At 42.9% G+C, this 23,838-nt stretch carries 17 protein-coding genes and 1 riboswitch; of the genes, 10 read left to right on the top strand and 7 right to left on the bottom strand.

From position 1 onward, the window contains the following. Nucleotides 1-5: 5 nt before the first annotated feature. Nucleotides 6-2,372: an LPS assembly protein LptD gene (lptD, locus tag PSE69_RS13125; protein ID WP_272675276.1), complete on the bottom strand. Its 2,367-nt coding sequence runs from the start codon at nt 2,370-2,372 to the stop codon at nt 6-8. A 181-nt stretch (nt 2,373-2,553) separates the two neighbouring features. On the opposite strand from lptD, the gene djlA reads away from it, so the two are divergent. Then, nucleotides 2,554-3,369 (top strand): co-chaperone DjlA, encoded by an 816-nt coding sequence (gene djlA, locus PSE69_RS13120; RefSeq protein WP_004924988.1) that lies wholly within the window; start codon nt 2,554-2,556, stop codon nt 3,367-3,369. A 95-nt stretch (nt 3,370-3,464) separates the two neighbouring features. Here djlA and rluA read toward each other — a convergent pair whose 3' ends face one another. The 6 genes from rluA to thiB all read right to left on the bottom strand — a co-directional run bounded on the left by rluA (nt 3,465) and on the right by thiB (nt 13,246). Further along, the gene (gene rluA, locus PSE69_RS13115; RefSeq protein ID WP_004924987.1) at nt 3,465-4,118 is read right to left on the bottom strand and encodes a bifunctional tRNA pseudouridine(32) synthase/23S rRNA pseudouridine(746) synthase RluA; all 654 of its coding nucleotides are present in this window, start codon (nt 4,116-4,118) and stop codon (nt 3,465-3,467) included. A 151-nt stretch (nt 4,119-4,269) separates the two neighbouring features. Beyond that, complete coding sequence (gene rapA, locus PSE69_RS13110; RefSeq protein WP_121874946.1) at nt 4,270-7,176, bottom strand: RNA polymerase-associated protein RapA; 2,907 nt, start codon at nt 7,174-7,176, stop codon at nt 4,270-4,272. A gap of 380 nt (nt 7,177-7,556) precedes the next feature. Next, on the bottom strand, nt 7,557-9,908 hold the full coding sequence (locus PSE69_RS13105; RefSeq protein WP_004924981.1) for a DNA polymerase II: 2,352 nt from the start codon (nt 9,906-9,908) through the stop codon (nt 7,557-7,559). Nucleotides 9,909-9,961: 53 nt separating this feature from the next. Continuing rightward, complete coding sequence (gene thiQ, locus PSE69_RS13100) at nt 9,962-10,669, bottom strand: thiamine ABC transporter ATP-binding protein ThiQ (RefSeq protein WP_121874944.1); 708 nt, start codon at nt 10,667-10,669, stop codon at nt 9,962-9,964. Continuing rightward, nucleotides 10,653-12,266 (bottom strand): thiamine/thiamine pyrophosphate ABC transporter permease ThiP, encoded by a 1,614-nt coding sequence (gene thiP / locus PSE69_RS13095; protein ID WP_121874943.1) that lies wholly within the window; start codon nt 12,264-12,266, stop codon nt 10,653-10,655. The genes thiQ and thiP overlap by 17 nt, the downstream gene beginning before the upstream one ends. After that, nucleotides 12,242-13,246, bottom strand: a complete 1,005-nt coding sequence (gene thiB / locus PSE69_RS13090) for a thiamine ABC transporter substrate binding subunit (protein ID WP_004924974.1) — start codon at nt 13,244-13,246, stop codon at nt 12,242-12,244. The genes thiP and thiB overlap by 25 nt, the downstream gene beginning before the upstream one ends. A 59-nt stretch (nt 13,247-13,305) precedes the next feature. Further along, nucleotides 13,306-13,404, bottom strand: a riboswitch (TPP riboswitch). A gap of 113 nt (nt 13,405-13,517) precedes the next feature. Here thiB and rppH point away from each other — a divergent pair. The 9 genes from rppH (at nt 13,518) to recC (ending at nt 23,832) form a co-directional block, all read left to right on the top strand. Beyond that, the gene (gene rppH / locus PSE69_RS13085) at nt 13,518-14,051 is read left to right on the top strand and encodes an RNA pyrophosphohydrolase (protein WP_004924973.1); all 534 of its coding nucleotides are present in this window, start codon (nt 13,518-13,520) and stop codon (nt 14,049-14,051) included. Between the two features lie 4 nt (nt 14,052-14,055). After that, on the top strand, nt 14,056-16,302 hold the full coding sequence (gene ptsP, locus PSE69_RS13080) for a phosphoenolpyruvate--protein phosphotransferase (RefSeq protein ID WP_154610303.1): 2,247 nt from the start codon (nt 14,056-14,058) through the stop codon (nt 16,300-16,302). 75 nt (nt 16,303-16,377) lie between these two features. Continuing rightward, complete coding sequence (lgt, locus tag PSE69_RS13075) at nt 16,378-17,280, top strand: prolipoprotein diacylglyceryl transferase (RefSeq protein ID WP_004924969.1); 903 nt, start codon at nt 16,378-16,380, stop codon at nt 17,278-17,280. Nucleotides 17,281-17,462: 182 nt separating this feature from the next. Next, complete coding sequence (locus tag PSE69_RS13070; RefSeq protein ID WP_004924967.1) at nt 17,463-18,314, top strand: thymidylate synthase; 852 nt, start codon at nt 17,463-17,465, stop codon at nt 18,312-18,314. A gap of 269 nt (nt 18,315-18,583) precedes the next feature. Further along, nucleotides 18,584-19,069 (top strand): prepilin-type N-terminal cleavage/methylation domain-containing protein, encoded by a 486-nt coding sequence (locus PSE69_RS13065; protein WP_121874941.1) that lies wholly within the window; start codon nt 18,584-18,586, stop codon nt 19,067-19,069. Nucleotides 19,070-19,078: 9 nt separating this feature from the next. Beyond that, nucleotides 19,079-19,666, top strand: a complete 588-nt coding sequence (locus PSE69_RS13060) for a prepilin peptidase-dependent protein (RefSeq protein ID WP_004924958.1) — start codon at nt 19,079-19,081, stop codon at nt 19,664-19,666. Next, nucleotides 19,663-20,106, top strand: a complete 444-nt coding sequence (locus PSE69_RS13055) for a YgdB family protein (RefSeq protein WP_004924954.1) — start codon at nt 19,663-19,665, stop codon at nt 20,104-20,106. Before PSE69_RS13060 ends, PSE69_RS13055 begins: the two co-directional genes overlap by 4 nt. Then, nucleotides 20,103-20,480: a prepilin-type N-terminal cleavage/methylation domain-containing protein gene (locus PSE69_RS13050; RefSeq protein ID WP_004924951.1), complete on the top strand. Its 378-nt coding sequence runs from the start codon at nt 20,103-20,105 to the stop codon at nt 20,478-20,480. The genes PSE69_RS13055 and PSE69_RS13050 overlap by 4 nt, the downstream gene beginning before the upstream one ends. Then, on the top strand, nt 20,458-23,832 hold the full coding sequence (recC, locus tag PSE69_RS13045; protein ID WP_121874940.1) for an exodeoxyribonuclease V subunit gamma: 3,375 nt from the start codon (nt 20,458-20,460) through the stop codon (nt 23,830-23,832). Before PSE69_RS13050 ends, recC begins: the two co-directional genes overlap by 23 nt. Nucleotides 23,833-23,838 lie beyond the last annotated feature (6 nt).

Genomic DNA, 23,838 nt, shown 5'->3' with positions numbered 1-23,838 from the left:
TATTATCAGAAAGCACGCTGATAAGGGATGATACCTCTATTAAGCATTTCCTGACTACCTAAACTATGATTGTTATTTAGGCCTCTAAGTTCCACATTGAATGACCATTTATTATCATATTCACTGCTGAACTTGTCTTCTTGCCATCCAACAATCTTACGTTCATAACCTACATTGAACGCCCAACAACAAGTATTGTATTGTAAACCAATTAATTGGCTGGCGGATTGTTGCTGCTTAGTATCATAGTAATAAGAGCCAACAAAGCCCCAACGCTCACTTAATGGCCAACTTAATACCGCACCCACTTGGGAAATCCCTTTTTGGTATTCCGGTAGGGTATAAGTGTTGCCACCTGATTCATCACGACGGAAGGTCGCTTGAATATAGTCACGGTCGACAAAACGGTAGTTTAACTGTAACAAACGATCAGCATCAATGCGATACTCGGTCACAGCATTCCCCATGGTGACGTTGCCTAAACGGCGATCGTATTGTAGCCCACCACGGATCCCCCACTTATCGTTGATACGCCAGTAAGAGTCTGTTGCCCACAATAACGAGCCAGTATTACTTTTATCGTCGATTTTCAGGCTGGAGTTACCCGCACGCGGACGTTCAAAATAGTAGATTTGCCCGATAGAGAAGTTAAAGCGTTCGGCCAAGGATTCATCATAAATACGCGTTGTGATACCTGTCGTGATTTGGTTCGCGGAAGCGACTCTATCAAGACCACTATAAATTCGGTCACGGAACAAACCATTATAGTCTGACTGGAGTAAGGCCGAGTCATAGTTGTTAATGTTGTCCTGATCTTTATATGGAATATAGAGATATTGGACACGAGGCTCTAAGGTTTGAACAAAGTCACTGCCTTCAAGTAGATCTCGTTCGAAAACGACTTTGGCATCGCTCTTAAATATAGGAAGAACACGTGTGACATTTTTCTCTAAGCTGGCGTTGTTATTCGCTTTAGGAATATCTTGATCATAATGGGTTGCCAGCAATTTGAAGCTGTTGTTCATGTTCGCCCAGCCGTTTGACAGCGGAAGGCTTAATTCAGGCTCGATATGCAAACGCGTTGCATCTGGGTTATTTTTGCCAACACTGGTAAAGCGAGCAGCTTGCGCATAGGTGTGTAAGTCAAAGGCACCTAAATTATTTTTGTAGTAGTTAAAGTCCAACTGCGGCTCAGCTTTATAAGCACGGCGATTGGGATCTTCCACAAAAATTTGGAACTGCTTATGCGTTAGGGTTGCATTCCAGTTTTCAGCCGAATAGCCAGTACTGAATTTTTGCGTCGCATAACCGTCTGTTGTATTCCCGTATTGCGAGCTAAAGTCCGTAAAGTATTGGCGATCACTTACTTTGGTGTAATCGGCGTTGAAGTTCCAATGTTGGTTATAAGTTCCTGAATGGCGCCAGTAGAATAACCAGCGGTCATCACTGTCACGTGCATCACGTTTATTACGCTCTTTATCTTTCACATACGCGCGGTCGTGATTAATAAAATCGAAGGCGATAGTTCCCGTTCCCGGCGTGACCAAGTAACGAAATTCGTTATTTAATTTTATGCCACGGTGGGTCATGAATTGTGGGGTAATTGTCGCATCGTAATTAGGCGCGATATTCCAATAGTAAGGCAGTGAAAACTCTAGGCCATCATTATTAGAGTAGCTTCCTGTTGGAATTAAGAAACCGGAGCGACGTTTGTTACCGATAGGTAATTGCATGTATGGGCTATAAAATACCGGGACATCACCCAAGCGAAAACGTGCATGCCAAATTTCAGCCACTTCTTCTTCACGGTCAATAATCACTTCGGAGCCTGCAACGCTCCAGCTATTATTGCCCGGTAAACAGGTGGTGAATGTACCGTCTTCCATAATGGAATAGCGGTTTTCACCACGCATTTTCATTTTTTTCGCTTCACCGCGACCCTGACGACCCACCATCATATAGTTGCCGTCATTCACGTCAGTATTTTTATTATTCAGGTTAGACCAAGCACTAGGGCCTTTGAGAATAATTTGTGGGTCATCATAGTGAACGTTACCTGTTGCAGTAACTTCACGGATTGGATCAGCACTATCAGGGTTAACCTGCGTCAATTTAACGCTATCGGCAGTCAGCGTTTGGTTACCTTGTTGGATATCCACATCGCCGCTGTATTCAATAAAGTTAGGGTATTCGCCCTGAACATCTTCAGCGGTGATACGGATCGGTAAATCTTTGGGATCGCCCTCAACTAGTGGTTTGTCATAAACCGGGACGCCCAGCATACATTGTGCTGCTAGGTCAGCATGCGCTTGCTGACTATAAATTGCCATCCATACCATGGATGCAAGTAGTGTTGGATAACTTTTTTTCATCATTAAATATGCGGTTCCGTCGTAATTGGCATAGCCGACAAACGCTCAAAGACTAACTTAGCCAACTACATTGCGCCAGTATAATGTATAAAACTTTACGCGCTTGTAGTTATGCACCGAGCAGAATGGATAGTATGATAATGCAAAATTGGATTCTGAGCATTGAAGAATTGAGGGATATATGCACTATTGGGGCAAAATTATTGGTGTCGTACTGGCAATAGCCTCTGGTTTTGGCATTTGGGGCACGCTAATTGGTTTAATTTTAGGGCATGGTTTTGATAAAGCCTTGGCACAACGTAAGTTTGCTAGTGCAATGAATAAACGTGATCGTCAGGTTATTTTTTTCGCCAGTACCTTCCAAATATTGGGTCATCTAACTAAGTCAAAAGGCCGTGTAACCGAGACAGACATTCAGTTAGCATCAAATTTGATGGATAGAATGCAAATACATGGGGAAACACGAAAAGCGGCGCAACAAGCGTTTAGGGAAGGTAAATCACCGGACTTTCCACTACGTGATGTACTGAAGCAATTACGTATGGCTTGCTATGGTCGTTTCGACTTAATTCAGATGTTTCTGGAAATTCAGTTACAGGCGGCATTTGCCGATGGCAGCTTGCACCCAAACGAAAGAAAGGTTCTGTTTATTATTGCAGAAGAGTTAGGGATCTCTAAAACACAATTTGAACAGTTTTTAAATATGATCCAAGGTGGCCGACAGTTTGGTCACGGCTATTCTCATCAGCAATCAGGCGGATACTATCAATCATCGAATGGCCCAACTCTTGAAGATGCTTGCAAGGTACTTGGTGTTTCTATTAATGATGAACCAACGAAAATTAAACGGGCGTATCGTAAATTAATGAGTGAACATCACCCTGATAAGTTGATAGCGAAAGGGTTGCCCCCCGAGATGATGGAACTTGCGAAACAGAAGGCTCAGTCAATACAAGCGGCTTATGATTTAATCAAAAAAGAGCGCGGCTTCAAATAAATTTTCTCGCCATATCGCACTCTGCGATGTGGTTTTTATTTAGCCAATAGGCCGTAGCATTGTTGCTATTACGGCCTAATAGTTGATGAATAAATTTAAAAATCGGGTTGGCAGCTAAAATGCATCGGTGTGCCATAGGCAGGGTGCGTGATGTAAAGCTCTTGGGCGTGAAGCTGTAAGCGAGGGGCAAGTGCACGCGCTTGCTCATGGGCATAAAACCTATCTCCAAGAATTGGATGGCCTAGCGCTAACATATGTACGCGGAGTTGATGAGAGCGGCCTGTAATAGGGGATAGCTTTACACGGGTTGCTTGCTCTTCATATTCCAAGACCTGATACTCTGTTTGTGCGGCTTTTCCTGTTTCAAAGCAGACTTTTTGCTTTGGTCGATTTGGCCAGTCGCAAATAAGCGGCAAATCCACTAAACCTTCCTGCTTCTCTAAATGGCCCCAAACTCGGGCAATATAGTGTTTTTTAGGCTCTCGCTCACGGAATTGGCGCTTTAATTCCCGTTCAGCGGCTTTATTTAGTGCGACAACCATGACGCCACTGGTTGCCATGTCTAAGCGATGGACAGACTCAGCGTGTGGATGGTCGCGCTGTATGCGACTCATAATACTATCATGGTGTTCAGGGGCTTTACCGGGAACAGACAGTAACCCACTTGGCTTATTCACCGTAATGATATGTTCATCTTGATACAGAACATATAGCCAAGGATCAGTAGGGGGATGGTAAGGCTCCATCATAGACAATAAGGCTCCAAGATCTCACTAAATCAATGATCAGCATCGCGCGTGGATAAACGCCAAAAGCCAATTCATTGCGTTATCAGCAAGGTTATTTCTCCCTTAGTGAGAGAAATAACCAAGCGGTGTTAGTTTAATTAAAAACGTGTGGCTACTGGTGAGTGACAACCACTAAACGAATAGCATCAAGACGCCATGTTGCTTGCCCAATATTGGTGAGCAGTTGCTGACGCTCTTCCTCGATCACATCCAACTCTTCATCACGGATATTTGGGTTAACCGCTTTCAGTGCTTCAAGACGAGCTAATTCTAGTGAAAGAGCTTTATCCGCGGCCTCTTTCGCATTCGCGATAAGCGTTTCGGCTTCTTTTTCCACCATCGCTTCGGACATTTTCAGGACCGAATGCACTTCATTTTGTACCGCATTAACCAATTTACTTGCCATATGGCGATTAATCGCATTGAGCTGACGGTTAAAACTTTCAAACTCAACTTGTGAAGAGAGGTTGTTCCCTTTTAAGTCAATCAACAAGCGGATCGGGGTTGCAGGCAAGAAACGGCTAATCTGCAAGTGCTTCGGCGCTTGTGCTTCTAGGACATACACCAATTCGGTAAGTAATGTTCCAACAGGAAGCGCTTTATTTTTAAGCAGAGAAACGGCACAGCTCCCTGTGTCACCAGACAAGACTAAATCTAAGCCATTGCGGATGATCGGGTGCTCCCAACTAATAAACTGGGTATCTTCACGAGATAACGCTTGCTCACGGTCAAAAGTGATTGTGCAACCATCTTGAGGTAGCCCTGGAAAATCAGGAACTAACATATGATCGGATGGGGTCAAAATCAGCAAGTTATCACTTTTATCTTCTTGGTTAATGCCAACAATATCAAACAAGTTAAGGGCAAAATTAACCAATTCAGTATCATTGTCTTCCGCACCGATCGTTTCGGCTAATTGAATACCTGATTCCCCCCCGTTGGAGTGCATTTCAAGTAGACGGTCGCGGCCTTGTTCTAACTGTGCTTTTAATGCTTCGTGCTCTTCACGGCAGGTTTTTAAGAACTCTTCAAAACCGTCGGTTACCGTTGGCTCAGCCATATATTGCAGCAGTTGTTGATAATATTTATCGTAAATGGAGCGTCCGGTAGGGCAAGTGTGCTCAAAAGCATCTAAACCTTCATGGTACCAACGCAATAACACGGCTTGTGCAGTATTTTCTAAGTAAGGTACGCTTAAAACGATGTCGCGTGTTTGCCCAATACGATCTAATCGACCAATACGTTGCTCTAATAGGTCTGGGTTGAAGGGGAGGTCAAACATCACCAATTGGTTAGCAAACTGGAAGTTGCGTCCTTCAGAGCCAATTTCAGAGCAAAGTAGAACCTGTGCACCATCCTCTTCTGAAGCAAAGTAAGCTGCCGCACGGTCACGCTCAAGTAGTGACAAACCTTCATGGAATACCGCGGCGCGGATCCCTTCACGTTCACGCAATACTTGCTCTAATTGCAACGCTGTGGCGGCTTTTGCACAGATCACCAAAACTTTTTCGTTACGGTTAGCCATTAGGTAGCCCATGAGCCACTCAACGCGAGGGTCAAAGTTCCACCAAGTTGCATTTTCACCTTCGAACTCTTGGTAAATTTGCTCTGGATAGAGCATCTCTTTAGCGCGCGTTTCGAGATCTTTTTTCGACCCCATAATACCTGCAACCTTGATTGCTGTTTGGTATTGGGTAGGAAGCGGCATTTTCAGCGAATGCAATTCACGACGAGGGAAGCCTTTAACACCATTACGGGTATTTCTAAATAGAAGACGGCTAGTACCATGGCGATCCATTAACATGCTGATCAACTCTTGGCGAGCCGCGTTGCCATCTTCACTGTCAACGTTAGCGGCTTTCAATAACGGCTCAATATCTTGCTCTTTGATCAGATCATTGAGTAGATTTTGTTGGTCATTGGTGAGTTTCTCACCAGTTAATAGCAGTGCGACCGCATCCGCAACAGGGCGATAGTTGGCTTGCTCATCAATAAACTCTTGATAATCATGGAAACGATTGGGATCGAGCAGGCGAAGACGTGCAAAGTGACTTTCTTGGCCCAGTTGCTCCGGCGTTGCGGTTAGCAGCAGAACAGAAGGGATATTCTCTGCCAAGGTTTCAATCACTTGATATTCACGACTAGGAGCTGCTTCACTCCATTGTAAATGGTGAGCTTCGTCGACAATCATCATATCCCAACCCGCTTCAACGAGCTCGTCGAAGCGCTGTTTGTTGCGACGTACAAAGTCTAATGAGCACAGCACCAACTGTTCTGTTTCAAATGGATTATCGCTGTCATGTTGCGCTTCACTATAACGACCATCATCAAACAGTGAAAAACGGAGGTTGAAACGACGTAACATCTCAACGAGCCATTGATGTTGCAAGCTTTCAGGCACAATGATTAACACACGTTCAACACGGCCTGCCATTAACTGTTGATGGATGATCATCCCAGCTTCAATGGTTTTACCCAGACCCACTTCATCGGCCAGTAATACGCGAGGGTGGTGGCGTTTACCTACCTCATTAGCGATATGTAGCTGATGTGGGATAAGGCTTGCGCGAATACCACGTAAACCTGTCGCTTGGTGCTTAACTTGCTCACTTTGAAATTTACGTGCGCGATAACGTAAAGCAAAGCGATCCATACGGTCAATTTGACCTGCAAATAGGCGATCTTGAGGTTTATTGAAGGTGAGTTTGCTGTCGAGAAAAACTTCTCTTAGGCTAACGCCTTGCTCTTCTGTATCAAGGCGAGTACCAATATAAGTGAGCAGGCCGTCATCTTCTGTGACGCTTTCGACCTTGAGTTGCCAGCCTTCATGGCTGGTAATGATATCACCTTCATTGAACATAACTCGGGTAATAGGTGCATCATTACGTGAATAGAGACGATTCTCACCACTGGCGGGAAAAAGTAAAGTCACCATACGGGCATCAATAGCCACAACGGCGCCTAATCCGAGTTCGCTTTCTGTATCGCTTATCCAGCGCTGACCAAGAGTAAATGGCATAGGTTTAACTCAGTTCCATAAATTTAATAGTTTATTTTTAGATTTTTTAAGACAAATTATATATTTGCCTTCACTCTGTGTTAGTAAACAAGGGCAATGTGAATATGAATTGTAGTCGCTGCCCAAAGGACAATTATTGTTAATTGTCTCGCAAACATAGTGTAGAAACGAAGTGCGAGATACCAAAGGGGCGTTATATTAATTCAAGCAAGGCTTATCGTCACCTGTTAAAAAAACAACAATACCGAAGCAATAGTGTTTCTCACTATTGTGCTATCAGGTATTTTCCCTTTTGATTCTAGCAATGAAGGTTTTCAACCAGAAGTTTGGTTGATGGTTTCCCATTTTAGCAAAAAATTGAGTAAAAATTAACCCCAATCTTAAAAGAGTAAAGTTATCTGGCCCGTTAAAATAGTATCAAAATCATCTTGTAAAAAAGGTAAAATGGCGTCGGCAATAGGCTTTATCTGCTTCAAAATATAGTGCTCATAGTCAGGCTTTGCCGTGATAATTTCTAAAGGCTCAGGCCCCGCGAGAGTGATGATATAGCTTATCCATCCCCCATTTTGATACTGTTGTGGGCGCTGTTGTTGTAAATTGTATTCATCGGCTTTGCGAGCGGCTCTTACATGAGGCGGCACATTACGTTGATAATCAGATAATTTGCGGCGTAGACGCTTACGGTAAACAAGGCGTTCATCGTATTCGCCATTACGAATCGCTTGCACATAGTCACGGATAAATTCGCGGTAGGGTTGCCGATGAAAAATACGTGTATACAGCTCTTTTTGAAACAATTGTGCTAACGGGGTCCAATCGGAGCGGATTGTCTCTAATCCCCTAAACACCATTTTATCCCCACTAAGTCCAGCATAACGCTTTTTACTGCCTGACTCGGAACCTCTAATAGTCGGCATTAAAAAACGTCGATAGTGGGTTTCGTACTCTAATTCAAGTACCCCTTCTAGCTGCCATTCATCCCGCAAATGCTGTTTCCACCAATTATTCACGTAATCACGCAGCTCGAAGCCAATTCTTTGTGCTTGCTCCTGTGTATGGGCTTCTTTCAACCAGACAAAAGTGGAGTCAGTATCCCCATAAATTACTTGATAGCCTTTGGCTTCGATTAATTGCTTGGTTATTTTCATGATCTCATGACCCCGCATGGTAATGGATGCGGTAAGACGGGGATCAAAAAAACGACATCCTTCAGCACCAAGGACGCCAGCAAAGGCATTCATAATAATTTTAAGTGCCTGAGATAATGGCGCATTACCTTCTCGTTTGGCTTTATCACGGCCTTGCCATATATGGCTGACAATATCAGGCAAACAGTGTGTTTTACGTGAAAACCAAGCTTGACGAAAACCGCGAACAGAATGTTGCTGATCAGGGTGAGCTAGCCCTTCAATCATACCGGCAGGATCAATCAAAAAAGTACGAATAATCGAAGGGTACAAACTTTTATAGTCGAGTACTAATACCGAGTCATATAAACCGGGCTGTGAATCCATCACAAAGCCCCCCGGATTATGTTGTAGCTTTTGCTCTGTCAGGTTTGGTGCCACAAACCCTAAGCGATGCAGGCGGGGAATGTATAAATGTGAAAATGCCGCCACGGAGCCACCCATACGATCTACCGCCAGCCCAGTGACAGTCGAGCGTTCTTGCAAGAAAGCCATTAAATCGGTTTTTTCAAAAATACGATGGACTAATAGGCAGTCTTGAATATTGTAGTGAGCCAACGCGGGCTTATCATGATGAAAGCGGCGATTGATCTCATCCATACGGTCATAAGGGCTGTCAATGGCTTTCCCTTCACCCAGTAAATCTTGCGCAACAAACTCAAGACTGAATGAGGGAAAGTTCCATGTCGCTGCTTTGAGCGCATCTATGCCATCAATAATTAAACGACCTTCTGCCGAAGCGAAAAATACACCTTGTTTGAAGCCATGTTCACGCCACTCCAGCTTTTTCCCTTGGCGACCAAGCTGGAGTGGGATGCCATAACGTTCGGCGTGCTTTTGGAGTACATTTAAATCGAATTGGATGAGATTCCAGCCAATAATGGCATCAGGGTCATACTGTTGTAGCCATTCATTCAGTTTATCAAGCAATTGTGGGCGGCTATTCACATAAACAAGCCGATGGGTATTGTTGAGTGCAGAACCTTGCTCTGGCCCTAACATAAAAACCACATTATCACCGCAGCCGGATAACCCAATTGAATATAATTCACCGTATTGGCTGGTTTCTATGTCTAACGATACAGCTTTAATCAGTGGACGATAGCTATCACAAGGTTTGAGTTGGTATTCACCTTGCTGATTTTGTGAAAACCATACAGGCGCAGTGATAAAACGCTCCATAAGATAGCGCTCGCAGGGGCGAATATCCGTTTCAAGCAATTCAATACCGAGTTCTTGGCAGCGTTTATCCAGATTTTGTAATTGGCGATATTGTTGACAATAAATAGCTGCAACTTTTTCACGACGAAAATCGGATAACTCAACGGGGCGATAGGATAAGTTTGCTTGTTCATCAAGCAGAGGTTTGATCGCCGGTAGTGATGAAAGGGGAACAAAAGCGATGGCTTGTTGCAGAGGAACCGTCACTTTACGAGGGCCATTATCAGTGATAAGCCAATAGCTAACCTCAACCCCATGGCGGGTGTCTTTCCAATGACGACTTAAAATAAAGCCTTTTTCAGCAGGAGACATAAATTGAGGCATAGAGAGGCTCGCATCAATAATTAACAAGCCTACTATACGACATGGGTGGGGTTTTATACAGTATTTTTTGTTATGCCTAATAATTCAGAGGCTGAATTACTACCTGATAACAGTGTTTTGGTACAGCCGTCATACGCCACAGCACCTTCATGAATCACTAGCGTTCTTGGGGCGATTTGTAGTGCATCTTCGATATTATGCGATACCATGACCAGTGTGATATCCCGTGATTGGCAGATCTCATCAAGGAGTAATAGCATCTCATTGCGTAAGGCGGGATCGAGAGCTGAAAAAGGTTCATCCAATAAGAGGATTGGCTGCTGGCGGATCAAACAGCGAGCCAGTGCGGCCCGCTGGCGTTGCCCCCCTGATAATTGGGCGGGTAACCTATCAAGAAACTCATCGAGGCTAACTTGCGTAGCAATTAATTCAACCTGTTGTATTTGTTCTCGGCTTAACCGCAGCCCCGGATGTAACCCTAATCCAATGTTTTGTCTGAGCGTTAAATGAGCAAATAGGTTATTTTCCTGAAATAACATCGAAACTGGGCGTTTGGCAGGAGGCGTGAAGGTATGATCAGCCCCTGCTAGCTGAATTGAGCCGCTTTTGGCAAATTGAAAGCCACTAATAAGGCTAAGCAGTGTACTTTTGCCCGCACCGCTAGGCCCCATTACAGCAACGCGCTCGCCTACTTTGATGGAGAAATCAAATTGCATATTCAGGTTATCATATTGATAATCAATGTTATTTAACTTTATCATAATCTTTTCCTGATATACGTTCGAGTAGGCTAAATAAAGTAAAACATAATAAAAGGAGTAACATCGCTGTTACGGCACCGTCATTTGTTCGATAAGCCCCTATTTGCTGATAAAGGTAATAAGGGAGAGTACGAAAATCTTCATTACCGAATAACGCCACGACCCCAAAGTCACCAATAGAAATAACGCAAGCAAAAGCGAGAGCTTGAGCGAGGGGCTTTTTTAACGCTTTTAATTCAATGATCCGTAATCGATTGAAGCCACCAATCGCTAGTGATTGGCAAAGAGGGTTGTAGCGTTCAGCCAGATCCCGCATTGGGTTTTCTAAGACTTTTAATGCATAAGGGATGGCAAGTAGGGCATTAGTCAATATGATTAACGCATAGGGCGATTCAGGAATACCAATCGTTTCATTAAAGAGAATAAAAAAACCAGTCGCAAGTACGATGCCAGGCATGGCTAAAATCACAAGCCCACTTAATTCCATCGTTTGCCCTAATTTTATTGCATGGCGTAAGCGTAATTCGCGGCTACTCCATAACAGCATCATGGTGAGCAAGACACACAATAGGCCAGCACATAACGCGATAAATAGCGATGTGGAAGCGGCTTGCCAAAGCGCGGATTGGTTAAGAACATCCAACAAACGGCCATTAACCCCATCAGCAATAATTGCGAGCAGGGGCGGAAGCAGCAGCAAAATAGCGGCGGTGATCACAAGGGCATCTCGTACTCGGCGAAAAATATTGTCTGCGGGATCATACCAATGATTGTGTTGGCTATGACCAATAGAAAACAAACTGTTTATTTTCTGACTGAGAAACATTAATCCAACACAGAAAAATAACTGGATGAGCGCCAAAATTGCAGCACGCCCCGGATCAAAGTCGTAATTAAGAGCTTGATAAATAGCCAGTTCAATCGTCGTTGCTGCGGGGCCACCACCAAGAGCAAGAACCGTTGCAAAGCTGGCAAAACAGAGCATGAAAATTAACGCTGCGGTAGGTAGCATCTGTCTACGCAAATATGGCCACTCTAAAATACGAAATTGTTGCCACTCATTAAGCCCGAGTTGTGCTGCAATTTGCCGCTGCTCTATTGATATACTTTCGAGCGATTGCAGCAACATACGAGTAGCAAGTGGCATATTAAAGAAAATGTGGGCAAGTAAGATCCCCTTTAGGCCATAAGGGGTGAATTGGTATTCGATATCGACCAACTGAAAGAGTGATGAGAGCCAGCCTGTTTTTCCATAAACAGATAAAATACCAAAAACAGCGACAAGGACGGGTAAAACAAGCGTCATTGCACAGAGGCGTAAAAATAGCGTTCTACCGGGGAAGCGGCGTCGATAGAGCGCTCTGGCAAGGAGAATGGCAGGCAGTACAGAGAACAGCGCTGATAAAAAGGCTTGCCAAAAAGTAAAGCCGATCACATGCCATAAGTAGCGGTCGCTAAAAATCTCACTCCATGAAGTTTCAGGCGAAAAAAGCCACAGTGCACCAAAAGCCAATAGTGCAACAGACACTAATAAACCAGAGGCCAAAGCCCCCGGTATAAGTGATAAATTAATTAACGACTGACGGCGGATTGCCATAAACGGACCCATGACTGACGTTCTTTGGCAACTTCTTGTGCACTAAATTGCAGTGATTTTTTAGGCACAGGAAGGACGTTATAAACTTCAGGGAGTGGTGTATCAATGACAGGATACATCCAATTAGTCGTAGGGAGTGTATTTTGGAATTCAGGCGTTAACATAAATTGTAAAAACTGCTTTGCCAGCTCAGGTTGCGAGCTATTTTTCAATCTTGCTGCAACTTCCACTTGCATATAGTGCCCTTCATCAAATAAGGCAGCCGCATAATTATCTTTATTATCATTGAGTATTTGATAACCCGGCGATGAAGTGTAGCTAAGTACAAAGTCACCTTCGCCCTTGAGGAATAAGCCATAGGACTCACTCCAACCTTTTGTCACTGTTAGGGTTTTATTCGCTATTTTTTGCCACGCATCGGCAGATTTATCGCCATAGAGTTTTTCAATCCACAGCATTAAGCCTAAGCCGGGTGTGCTGGTTCGAGGGTCTTGGTAAATAATTTTCCATGGCTGCTCACTATTGAGTAGCTCATTCATGCTTTTGGGTGGGTTTTTGATTTTATCTGTGTCATAGATAAACGCAAAATAACCATAGTCATATGGGATAAAAGTTGAATTATTCCACTCAATAGGTAATTTCATTGCGTCAGTATTGATCTCTGCTGGCGCAAATAACCCTGTGTTCTCGGCAGAATCTATCAAGTTATTATCTAGCCCTAACACGATGTCCGCTTTACTTTTTTTCCCTTCCATACGTAAACGATTGAGAAGAGCGACACCATCTCCTAACGAAACGAGCTTAAGTTCACAATGACATTGTTTTTCGAAATTTTTTTTAATTTGTGGTCCAGGTCCCCATTCGGCAGCAAATGAGTCATAGGTGTAAACGGTTAAAGTCGGCTTTTCTGCCCATGCTATATGGGTAATACCGAGAGCAGTAAGTGCAAAGAGTGACTGAAGGAGCGATTTTTTAAACATGTTTTTTCCTGCGTTAGAGAGAAAGCACACAGGATTTGAGAGGGCACCATAACAAATTATGTTGATGGTAGCTCAAATCCCTACGCCGGCATTGCCCGGATCAGGTTCTACGGGTTAATTCTCAGCCTAAATAATGTTTGGCACCCCGTTGAGATAGACGCTATTGTAGTGTCTTTACTCATATCTGCAAACTCTATTGATATAGGTTTACCAGTTAGGGTATGTGTGAAACAATTAGTTATCTTTCAAATTTGGTTATTGAGGTAGTCTGGTGATCGATGATGATGGCTACCGCCCGAATGTAGGAATTGTAATTTGTAATCGGCAAGGGCAGGTTTTATGGGCCCGCCGCTATGGTCAACATTCATGGCAATTTCCTCAGGGAGGAATCAACCCAGGGGAATCGCCAGAACAGGCTATGTACCGTGAATTGTTCGAAGAGGTTGGCCTACAACGTAAAGATGTTAGGTTGTTAGCTTCAACTCGCAATTGGTTGCGTTACAAATTACCCAAGCGTTTGGTGCGTTGGGACACAAAACCTGTTTGTATCGGGCAGAAACAGCGTTGGTTTTTACTACAACTTCAATGCAATGAAGCAGATATAAACGTTCAGCGCAGTAAATCGCCAGAATTTGATGGCTGGCGATGGGTCAGTTATTGGTATCCTGTGAGGCAAGTGGTCTCTTTCAAACGGGAAGTGTATCGCCGTGTTATGAAAGAATTTGCACCTGTTGTCATGTCATTACAGGAACAAAAGCCAGTACAAAGACCTGCATTCACTCATCGTAGGCGTGGAGCGAGATAATATCATGTTGACGCGTCTACGTGAGATTGTTGAAAAAGTTGCCATGGCGACAAGTTTAACCGGAGCGCTAGAAGTTTTGGTCAATGAAACTTGTCATGCCATGCAGACTGACGTTTGTTCAATTTATTTGGCAGACCACTCACGTCAATGCTATTACCTAATGGCAACCCGCGGGTTAAAAAAGCCTAGCGGTGTTGCTATTCGCCTTGGTTTTGATGAGGGAGTCGTTGGTGCGGTTGGACGCCAGTCTGAGATGTTGAATCTTGCTGATATCCGTGAACATCCCGAATTTAAATACCTTCCCCAATTAAAAGAAGAGCGATTGAAAGCCTTTTTAGGTGTCCCTATCGTATATCGTCGCCAATTACTTGGGGTGTTAGTCGTTCAACAACGTGAGCGACGTTTCTTTAGCGAAACCGAAGAATCTTTTATGGTGACGCTATCCATGCAATTAGCCGTAATATTGTCGCAAGCGCAAACCAAAGGGGTGTTTGGTCAATATAGGCAAAGCCGTATTAAAGCCATTTCAGTTTCTCAGGGAATTGTCATGGCATATGGCTGGCAAGATAGCTCACAACCGTCATTCGACAGTATTTGTGAGGCGTGTGCCTTAGACCAAAATGCGGAAAAACAGCGTTTAATAACTGCGATAGAAAGTGCCGCCTCAGAATGCCGCCGTATCAGCAAACGTTTTATTGCAAACTCCCAAAAAGAGAGTGCTGCGATTTTCGACCTCTACAATCATCTACTCCATGACCCTCAACTAAAAAAACGCTTATTTTCCGCAATCGAACAAGGCTCAATGGCGGAGTGGGCGGTTAAAATCGTTATTGAGGACTATGTTGAGCAGTTTTCACGCTTACGTGATCTCTACCTTCGCGAAAGAGGAGCCGATCTACGCGCGTTAGGACAGCGTTTGCTATTTCATCTGGATGACAGCTTGACTTCAATGGATCAGTGGCCTGAACGTTTTATTTTAGTGGCGGACGAATTGAGCGCGAGTTTGTTAGCTGAAATGCCATTAGAGCAACTTGCAGGTGTTATCGTGCGAGATGGCGCGACACACTCTCATTCGGCTATTTTGATACGGGCAATGGGGATCCCCGCGATAATGGGGGCGGATATTGACCCTTCATTGCTTCACAACCGCTTTTTGATCCTTGATGGTTATCGTGGTGAAATTTTCATAGAGCCTGAAAATATTGTTGCTCAGGAATATAAACAAATTATTGCAGAGGAAGATGTACTGAGTCGGCTCGCTGAAGGTGCACTTGAGCAGGAATCAGAGTTAAAAAATGGCGAGCGCGTACATATCCATCTGAATGCAGGTTTAAGCCCCCGTTATGAACAGCAGATCAATGTCGCTGTTGATGGTGTTGGGTTATACCGCACAGAACTCCCTTTTATGCTCCATAATGGCTTCCCGTCAGAGGATGAGCAGAAGCAGTTATACCAAGAGATTTTGCAGTTATTTGCCGATAAGCCTGTGGTATTGAGGACATTAGACATTGGTGCAGATAAGCAATTACCTTATATGCCAATCAATGAAGAAAACCCATGCTTAGGTTGGCGAGGCATTCGCGTGATGCTAGATCAGCCAGAAATTTTCTTAATCCAACTTAGAGCTATGCTACATGCAAATGTTGCAACACAAAACTTGCGCATATTACTGCCGATGATCACGAGTATCAATGAGGTGGATGAAGCGATCACATTGATTAAGCGGGCAAAAGAAGAAGTAAGTTTAGCAACGGGGCAAACCGTTCCTATGCCGGAAATTGGGGTAATGCTTGAAGTTCCGTCTTTACTGTTTCTTCTTCCTGAGTTAAAAAAACGGATAGATTTTATCTCAATTGGAACGAATGATCTGACGCAATATTTACTTGCAGTTGACCGCAACAATACGCATGTTGCCACCATTTATGACAACCTCCATCCTTCAATGATCCGTTTTTTAGCAAAAGTTCATGAAGAGTGTCAACGGGTTGGGATATCAGTCAGTGTTTGCGGTGAAATGGCGGGGCAACCCCTTGGGGTGATGGCGTTAATTGCATTAGGCTATCGTTCCTTAAGTATGAGTGGAAGAAGCGTACCAAGAGTGAAGTATCTTATTCGAGGGCTACAGCCTGAAAAAGTTGAGCAGCTAGTGCCTGAGCTTTTAACTGCGGAAACAAGCGACAGTATTAGGCAAATAATAAGTCTATTTATGGAGAAAAATGGGCTTGGTGGCTTTGCTCGAGGCGGGATCTAATCTGCCTTATTCACCTGCGTATGAGCTATGCTATGATGCGCTATGATTTTAGATTAACAAATAAAGTGGGGAACGATGAGTAACAGCTACTTAGCATTTCCGGAAATTGATCCCGTAATGTTCTCAATTGGGCCAGTATCACTACACTGGTATGGTTTTATGTATCTTGTAGGGTTTGTTTTCGCATTGTGGCTTGCTAGTCGCCGTGCAAGCAAACCTAATAGCGGTTGGACAAAAAATGAGGTTGAGAACTTACTCTATATTGGCTTTGTAGGTGTCTTTGTCGGTGGAAGACTCGGCTATGTTTTCTTCTACAACCTTCCTGTATTTTTAGATGACCCCCTTTATTTATTTAAGGTTTGGGATGGCGGCATGTCGTTCCATGGCGGTTTAATTGGTGTTATTTGTGCAATGATGTGGTTTGCGCATCGTACACGCCGTCGTTTTTTGCAAGTTTCAGATTTTGTCGCTCCACTGATCCCATTTGGTCTTGGCATGGGGCGGATAGGTAACTTTATTAATGGTGAGTTGTGGGGGCGTGTAACACTTGATACCCCATGGGCATTTTTATTCCCTAATTCCCGTAGTGAAGATATTCAACTTGCGGCACAAGACCCTTCATTAATCCCTATTCTAGAGCAGTATGGCGTGCTTCCTCGCCACCCATCTCAACTTTATGAGATGTTTTTAGAAGGCGTTGTGTTATTCCTTATCCTTAACTTATTTGTCCGTAAACCTCGCCCAATGGGCAGTGTTTCAGGTTTATTCTTAATTGGTTATGGTGCATTCCGCATTATCGTTGAGTTCTTTAGGCAGCCTGATGCTCAGCTAGGCTTATTCAGTGGGATCAGTATGGGCCAAATTTTATCAATACCAATGATTATTATTGGTGTGTTGATGATCATTTGGGCATATAAGTATGGTAAAAATGTTCCCGCACATAAGCCTGATAATAAAGAGCAGCAGCCAAGTAAATAAATCAATATAGGGTTGTCATACTCCAAGTAGTTAGGTTGTCGGCTAAGTTTCCTCACATTAGCCACAACCTGAGTGGTTGATTTATTTGCCGCCAAGCGGTACTTCGCGTTAGTTAAAATCTATTAATATTATAAGGTTACAGTTATCGGCAATTTTGTAGCCTATTGAGTAAGAGAGTGATTATGAAGCAGTATCTTGAGTTATGTCAGCGCATCATTGATGAAGGCCAGTGGGTTGAAAATAAACGTACGGGGGTACGTTGTTTAACTGTGATTAATGCTGATCTGGAATATGATGTTGCGAATAACCAGTTTCCATTAATCACGACCCGAAAAAGCTTTTATAAGGCAGCTATTGCCGAGCTATTAGGCTACCTACGTGGCTATGATAGCGCTGCTCAGTTTCGTGAAATTGGCTGTAATACATGGAATGCTAATGCTAATGAAAACCAAGCATGGCTAAATAATCCCCATCGAAAAGGTGAAGATGATATGGGGCGTGTATACGGTGTCCAAGGTCGCTCTTGGCAACGTCCTGATGGTTCACACCTTGATCAGCTTAAAAAGGTAGTTAATAACCTAAAAAATGGTATTGATGACCGCGCTGAAATCATTACTTTTTATAACCCCGGTGAATTTGAAATGGGGTGTCTGCGTCCTTGCATGCACACCCATACATTTTCATTATTAGGTGATACCCTCCATTTGACCTCTTATCAACGTAGTTGTGATGTACCACTAGGTTTAAACTTTAACCAAGTGCAGTGCTTTGTATTATTGGCATTAATGGCACGAATTACGGGTCATAAAGCAGGTAAGGCGTACCATAAAATTGTGAATGCGCATATTTATGAAAACCAATTGCCATTGATGCGTGATGTACAGTTGAAGCGTGAACCTTTCCCTTTGCCTTCATTATCGATAAACCCTCAAATTAAAACGTTGGAAGATATTGAAACTTGGGTTAGCACTGATGACTTCACCCTAGAGGGGTATCAGTGCCACGAAGCTATCAAGTATCCATTTACGGTATAACGCAACCTAGAGATACGTTGATAAACCAAGGCGTATGGTCATTTTGAACCGCGCCTTGGTTTTTTTTTACCTTTTCCAAATTCAGTTTGTTACCTCTTTTTTTCGCCCTCATCATTTTTTGCGAAGCGCTTCCTAAAATAACGAAACAGCTATTATGAATTTCATAATAGTTTGCGAAAGGCTATGTAGAGTGAACTAATCACGCTGTTTTTATTTGCCATCGTCGACAATATTAAGTGCACATTTTGCGAAGATAATGGCGGCGATATATGGAAATTCGAATAGTGAAAGGAGAGAAAGGCTTCACGCTCATTGAGCTTTTAGTGGTGTTATTTATTTGTTCTTTAGCTTTGTTGCCCGCGTTATATAACTGGCAGCAACAACAGCAAAAGTTACGCTTAATTGATGCTGCACGGCAGGTTACCGTATTTATTTACCGTCATTTGATGGAGAGTGTTTATTTAAATCGACATCGCATTTTATCGATAGCACTCTCTCAAGGAGAATGGACGTTAAGCATCAAAGAGGCCGGAACTAGAAAATCCATTGCAGCATTAGCATCGACCCAATTTGAAGGCATTGAAATTAAAACGGCTTCTCGTTTATCTGTTGATTTTTATGGGAAGCAAGGGACTAGCCACTCTTTTCGTCTTGAATTGAAAAATGATTTTGGGCAGATCACGGTATTCATGTCAGCGATGGGGCGGATCAGGGTGTGTAGCAATGATAAACTGACTGGAATTCCGCGTTGTTGAGTTTCTCTTATGAAAATCAATGAACAACACGGTTTTTCCTTAGTTGAAACATTGATAGCAATGGCTATCAGTAGCTTAGTTTGTCTTGCTGCCATTGCTGTTCTCCCGAATTTGTTTAAACAGACTCACCAATCTTATATTCAGTATCAGGTAGATAGGGAGGTTAGGCAGGTGCTTATTAATATGGAAAAGGATTTTAGGCGTATTGGCTATTGTAGTAGTTTCTCTTGCCAAGGAGAGCCTATCAAGATCGGTGCTAAATTTTTAGGTCGTCACCCTAATTCCTGCATTATTTTCGCTTACGACCAAAATTTATCAGGTACATGGAGACCTGTCAGAGGCAGAAATAAGGAGTCTGATTTTTTTGGTTACCGGCTCAATGATAGAAAATTAGAGTCAAACCGTAATGTGATGGATTGTGATGGCAATCGGTGGTTATCCTTGTTTGACCCCTTAATGATTAAAGTGAATTCAATGAGATTTACTTGGGATCAATCACAATCAATACTTGAAATGAGCCTTGATATTGAAAGCCCTCATTTGCCTCACAAAGTGCTGCATTATCGTACCGCTGTTTTGCTGAGAAACTTACGATGAGGCGAGTTGGGGAGCAAAGAGGAAACATTGCGTTAGTCATGGTCATTGTGTTGATGACTATGGGGTTATTATTATTAAAAACCTTACATTTTTATCAAGATAATGCCCGTGATGAGTTTTTTCGTGAAAAAAACTATATCGAAGCTTTTAACCAAGCAGAATCAGCGCTAGCGTGGGGGTTAAAGCAATCTTGGCGGTTAACGACGTACAGAGGGGCAAATTGGCAATGCCAACGACCACCAACTCAAACGTGGGTGAGCTGTATTAAACATTATAAGAGTGGGCAGTTTGTTTTATCGGGCAAAGGTCTATATAAAGGGCGGCACTATGTGACGGTTTATCGTTGGGTCGCGCCTATCTCTAAAACCCAAAAAGTCAGGCCACGTATAAAAGGTTGGTTGGATTATTGCCCTGTTAATCAAAAAGGATTTTGTTCATGAGGTCGCCCACCAGTCAACAGGAAGGTTTCGCATTAATAGAATCAATGATCGCCCTCGTTGTTTTTGCTATTTTGTTAATTGCTCTGTTAAACTACAGCCAATATATTACCTTGAATTTCAATTGGATATTTCATAATTCAATAGCATTAAGAGAGTTACAGAGCAATTTGGAACGCACAACGGTAGGTGTGGTGCCCATCCCTGAAAATTCAGGGGGTATGTACCCCGATTGGCAGCTAAGCTCACAGACATTCACCGTATTAGATGGTTGTCGTGATATCAAAGTAACCCTATCAACGACTAGGCAAGCACTTTCTCTAAACCGCTGGTTTTGTAGAACAGGAGATAACAATGTTTCAGGTTTATCATTCTAATCAGTTAGAGCTGTTAAAGGAACTGATAGCTCACTTAATGGAGAATGAGCCTCTTTCTCACCCGTTCGAACAAGAGATAATCTTGGTACAAAGCCCCGGTATGTCTCAATGGTTACAGATAGAATTAGCAAAACGCTTCGGAATAGCAGCGAATATTTATTATCCATTACCGGCAACCTTTATTTGGGATATGTTTCGACGGGTATTACCGGATATACCAAAAGAGAGCGCTTACACTAAGCAGGCGATGACATGGAAGTTGATGAAAATCTTACCTGAAGTGATCGATGAAGATGAATTTGAGCCACTACGCCATTACCTTCATAATGACTTAGATAAACGTAAGCTACATCAACTTGCTGGGCGTGTCGCGGATCTATTTGACCAATATTTAGTATATCGGCCTCAGTGGATTGAAAAATGGCAACAAAATGAGCTTATTGATGGTTTAGGAACCAATCAGCTATGGCAGAAACGGTTATGGCTGCGGTTAGTTGCTTATACTGACTCACTTGGGCAATCCCCATGGCACCGAGCGAATCTTTATCAGAGCTTTATCGATAAATTGTCCACCACTCAGGGCGTACGAGATGCTCTACCAAAACGCATTTTTATTTGCGGTATCTCTTCATTACCACCTGTTTACCTGCAAGCATTGAATGCCATTGCAGAACACACAGATATCCATTTAATGTTTACTAACCCTTGCCGCTACTATTGGGGGGATATCCATAGCCACGCTTTTCTCGCAAAACTTCAAAAAAGAAAACTGCATCATTATATTGATAAGCATGAAATATCACGTTTTAAAATAGATGAGCATGCTCAAGGGTTATTTAATGCAGAGGGAGAGCAAGAGTTAGCGAACCCACTGCTGGCATCATGGGGAAAATTGGGGAGAGATAACCTCTATTTTATTTCACAAATCGATGGTGCAAATGAAATTTCAGCATTTGTGGATACCGATCGTAGTTGTTTACTAGAGCATTTGCAGCAAGACATTTTAGATCTCGAAAACCATGCTCAGCTAGGAACCACATTAACGGATTACAATACAAGTCAAAATAAGCGGGTATTAACCTTATCTGATCAATCCGTCACATTTCATTCTTGCCACAGTGCTCAAAGGGAAGTGGAAGTTTTACAAGACAAATTATTGGCGCTGTTTGAACAAGACCCCTCATTGACCCCGAGGGATATCATTGTGATGGTTTCGGATATTGATAGTTATACTCCATTTATCCAAGCCGTCTTTGGTAATACCGCGTCTAAGCGATATATCCCGTTTTCTATTTCAGATAGAAAAGCCTTACAAGCACACCCAATCTTACAGGCATTTATACTGTTACTCGACCTGCCTCAAAGCCGTTTTTCAACGGAGCAAGTACTCACATTACTTGAGGTCTCTGCTTTTGCTGCACGCTTTGATATTGATGAAAGGGAATTAGGCTTGTTACGCAGGTGGGTTAATGAGTCAGGTATCCGCTGGGGATTGGATGATGATAACGTTCGCGCTTTATCGCTTCCAGTGATAGGGCAAAATACCTGGGAGTTTGGTTTAAGTCGCATGCTGTTAGGTTATGCGATGGACAGTCGATATGGCCCTTGGCATGATGTTTTACCGTATGATGAGAGTAGTGGTTTAGCTGCTCAATTAGCAGGTAAACTCGCTTTATTAGTGAATACACTAAAAGAATGGCGAACCTTACTAGACATTGAAAGAACTCTTGATGAGTGGAAAGAGGTTTGCCAGCAGCTAATTGACAGCTTCTTTCACGTTGACGGAGATGCTGAGTTAGTACTTACTCTTGTTACAGAGCAGTGGCATAAAGTTATCCAAAATGCGCAGGGCTCTGGCTATGATGAACAGGTGCCTTTACGCTTAATTCGGGATGAATTGGCAGTCTGTTTCGATGAAGAGAAGATCAGCCAACGCTTTTTAGCGGGAGCTATCAATTTTTGTACACTAATGCCTATGCGTTCAGTGCCCTTTAAGGTGGTCTGCTTGCTAGGCATGAATGATGGTATCTATCCTCGAACAATTCCGCCATTAGGGTTCGATTTAATGGCAGAAAAACCAGCTAGAGGGGATAGGAAGCGTAGGGATGATGACCGTTATCTGTTTTTGGAAGCATTGAATTCAGCTGCACAACAGCTCTATATCAGTTATATCGGCTTATCTATCCAGGATAATCAGGTGTGTAACCCATCGGTATTGGTTACCGAGTTGTTAGATTATATTTGCCAGAGTTTCTGTCTGGAAGGCGATGAAGCCCTTAATATTGATGACAGCGCGATAAAATTAAAAGAGCATTTGGTGTTCCAACACAATAGAGTGCCATTTGCGAAAGAAAACTTTATAGCTAATTCACCCTATCAAAGCTTTGCGAGTGAGTGGTTACCAGCGGCCAAAACAACTTTTCAAGGGAACAAATCATTTATCTCTACCTTGGATGAACGAGAGCCAGTGACCGATATTTCGATTGAACAACTGTTACGCTTCTATCGGCACCCAATTAGGGCTTTTTTCCAGCAGCGCTTAAAAATTCATTTTACGATTGAAGAAACAGAGCTACCAGAAGATGAACCTTTTATTCTGGATAGGTTACAGCGCTATAAAGTGAATGAGCGACTTTTAGCCTTACTCATTAAAGATGAGAATCCGGCACCTTTATATCAGGCATTAAGGGCGGCGGGGCAGCTACCTGCAAAACAATTTGGTCAGCTTTTTTGGGAGCAGCAAGTTAAGGATATTGCGCCACTTGCGGAGAAGATTAAAGAGCAGAATGCACAACTATTTGATCACGTTATTGATATTCAAATTAATGGCATCAAAATTAATGGGGTATTAAAGAATATTCATGAAAAAGGGGTGTTGCGCTATCGGCCTGCCTATTTAACCGCAAATGATGGCGTTCAGCTGTGGGTTGAACACTTATTATTTAATTTTGCTATCGCTGAAGGTGAGAGTATCGCGCTTGGTAGAGAGAATAGCATTTGGCACTTTTCTAGTGTAAAACAAGACGATGCGAAAAAATACTTAGAGCAATTAATCACAGGTTACTGTGATGGGCTAAATTCACCACTATTATTGTTAAATCAAAGCGGTTGGAACTGGTTGTCCGCTTGCTTTGATAAAAAGAGCAAACAGTATGACTTTGTTTCTGAGGAGATTCAGCAAAAAGCACTGTCCGCATTAATGCAAAGTCTTCAAGGTTCTTCAATGAAAAGAGGTGAAATGGAAGACGATTATGTTTTACGAGTTTGTAGAAACATCGATCAGAACTTAATTCAGGCGCTGTTGGAAAATACTCAGCGTTACCTTCTGCCAATGGCAGAACATTTAAAATAAAAAGGG

This window comes from Providencia sp. PROV122, assembly GCF_028482365.1.
In the GTDB taxonomy this organism is placed as follows: Bacteria; Pseudomonadota; Gammaproteobacteria; order Enterobacterales; family Enterobacteriaceae; genus Providencia; species Providencia stuartii.
The sequence above is the reverse complement of the archived record's forward strand: the minus strand, read 5'-3'. Positions and strand labels throughout refer to the sequence as shown.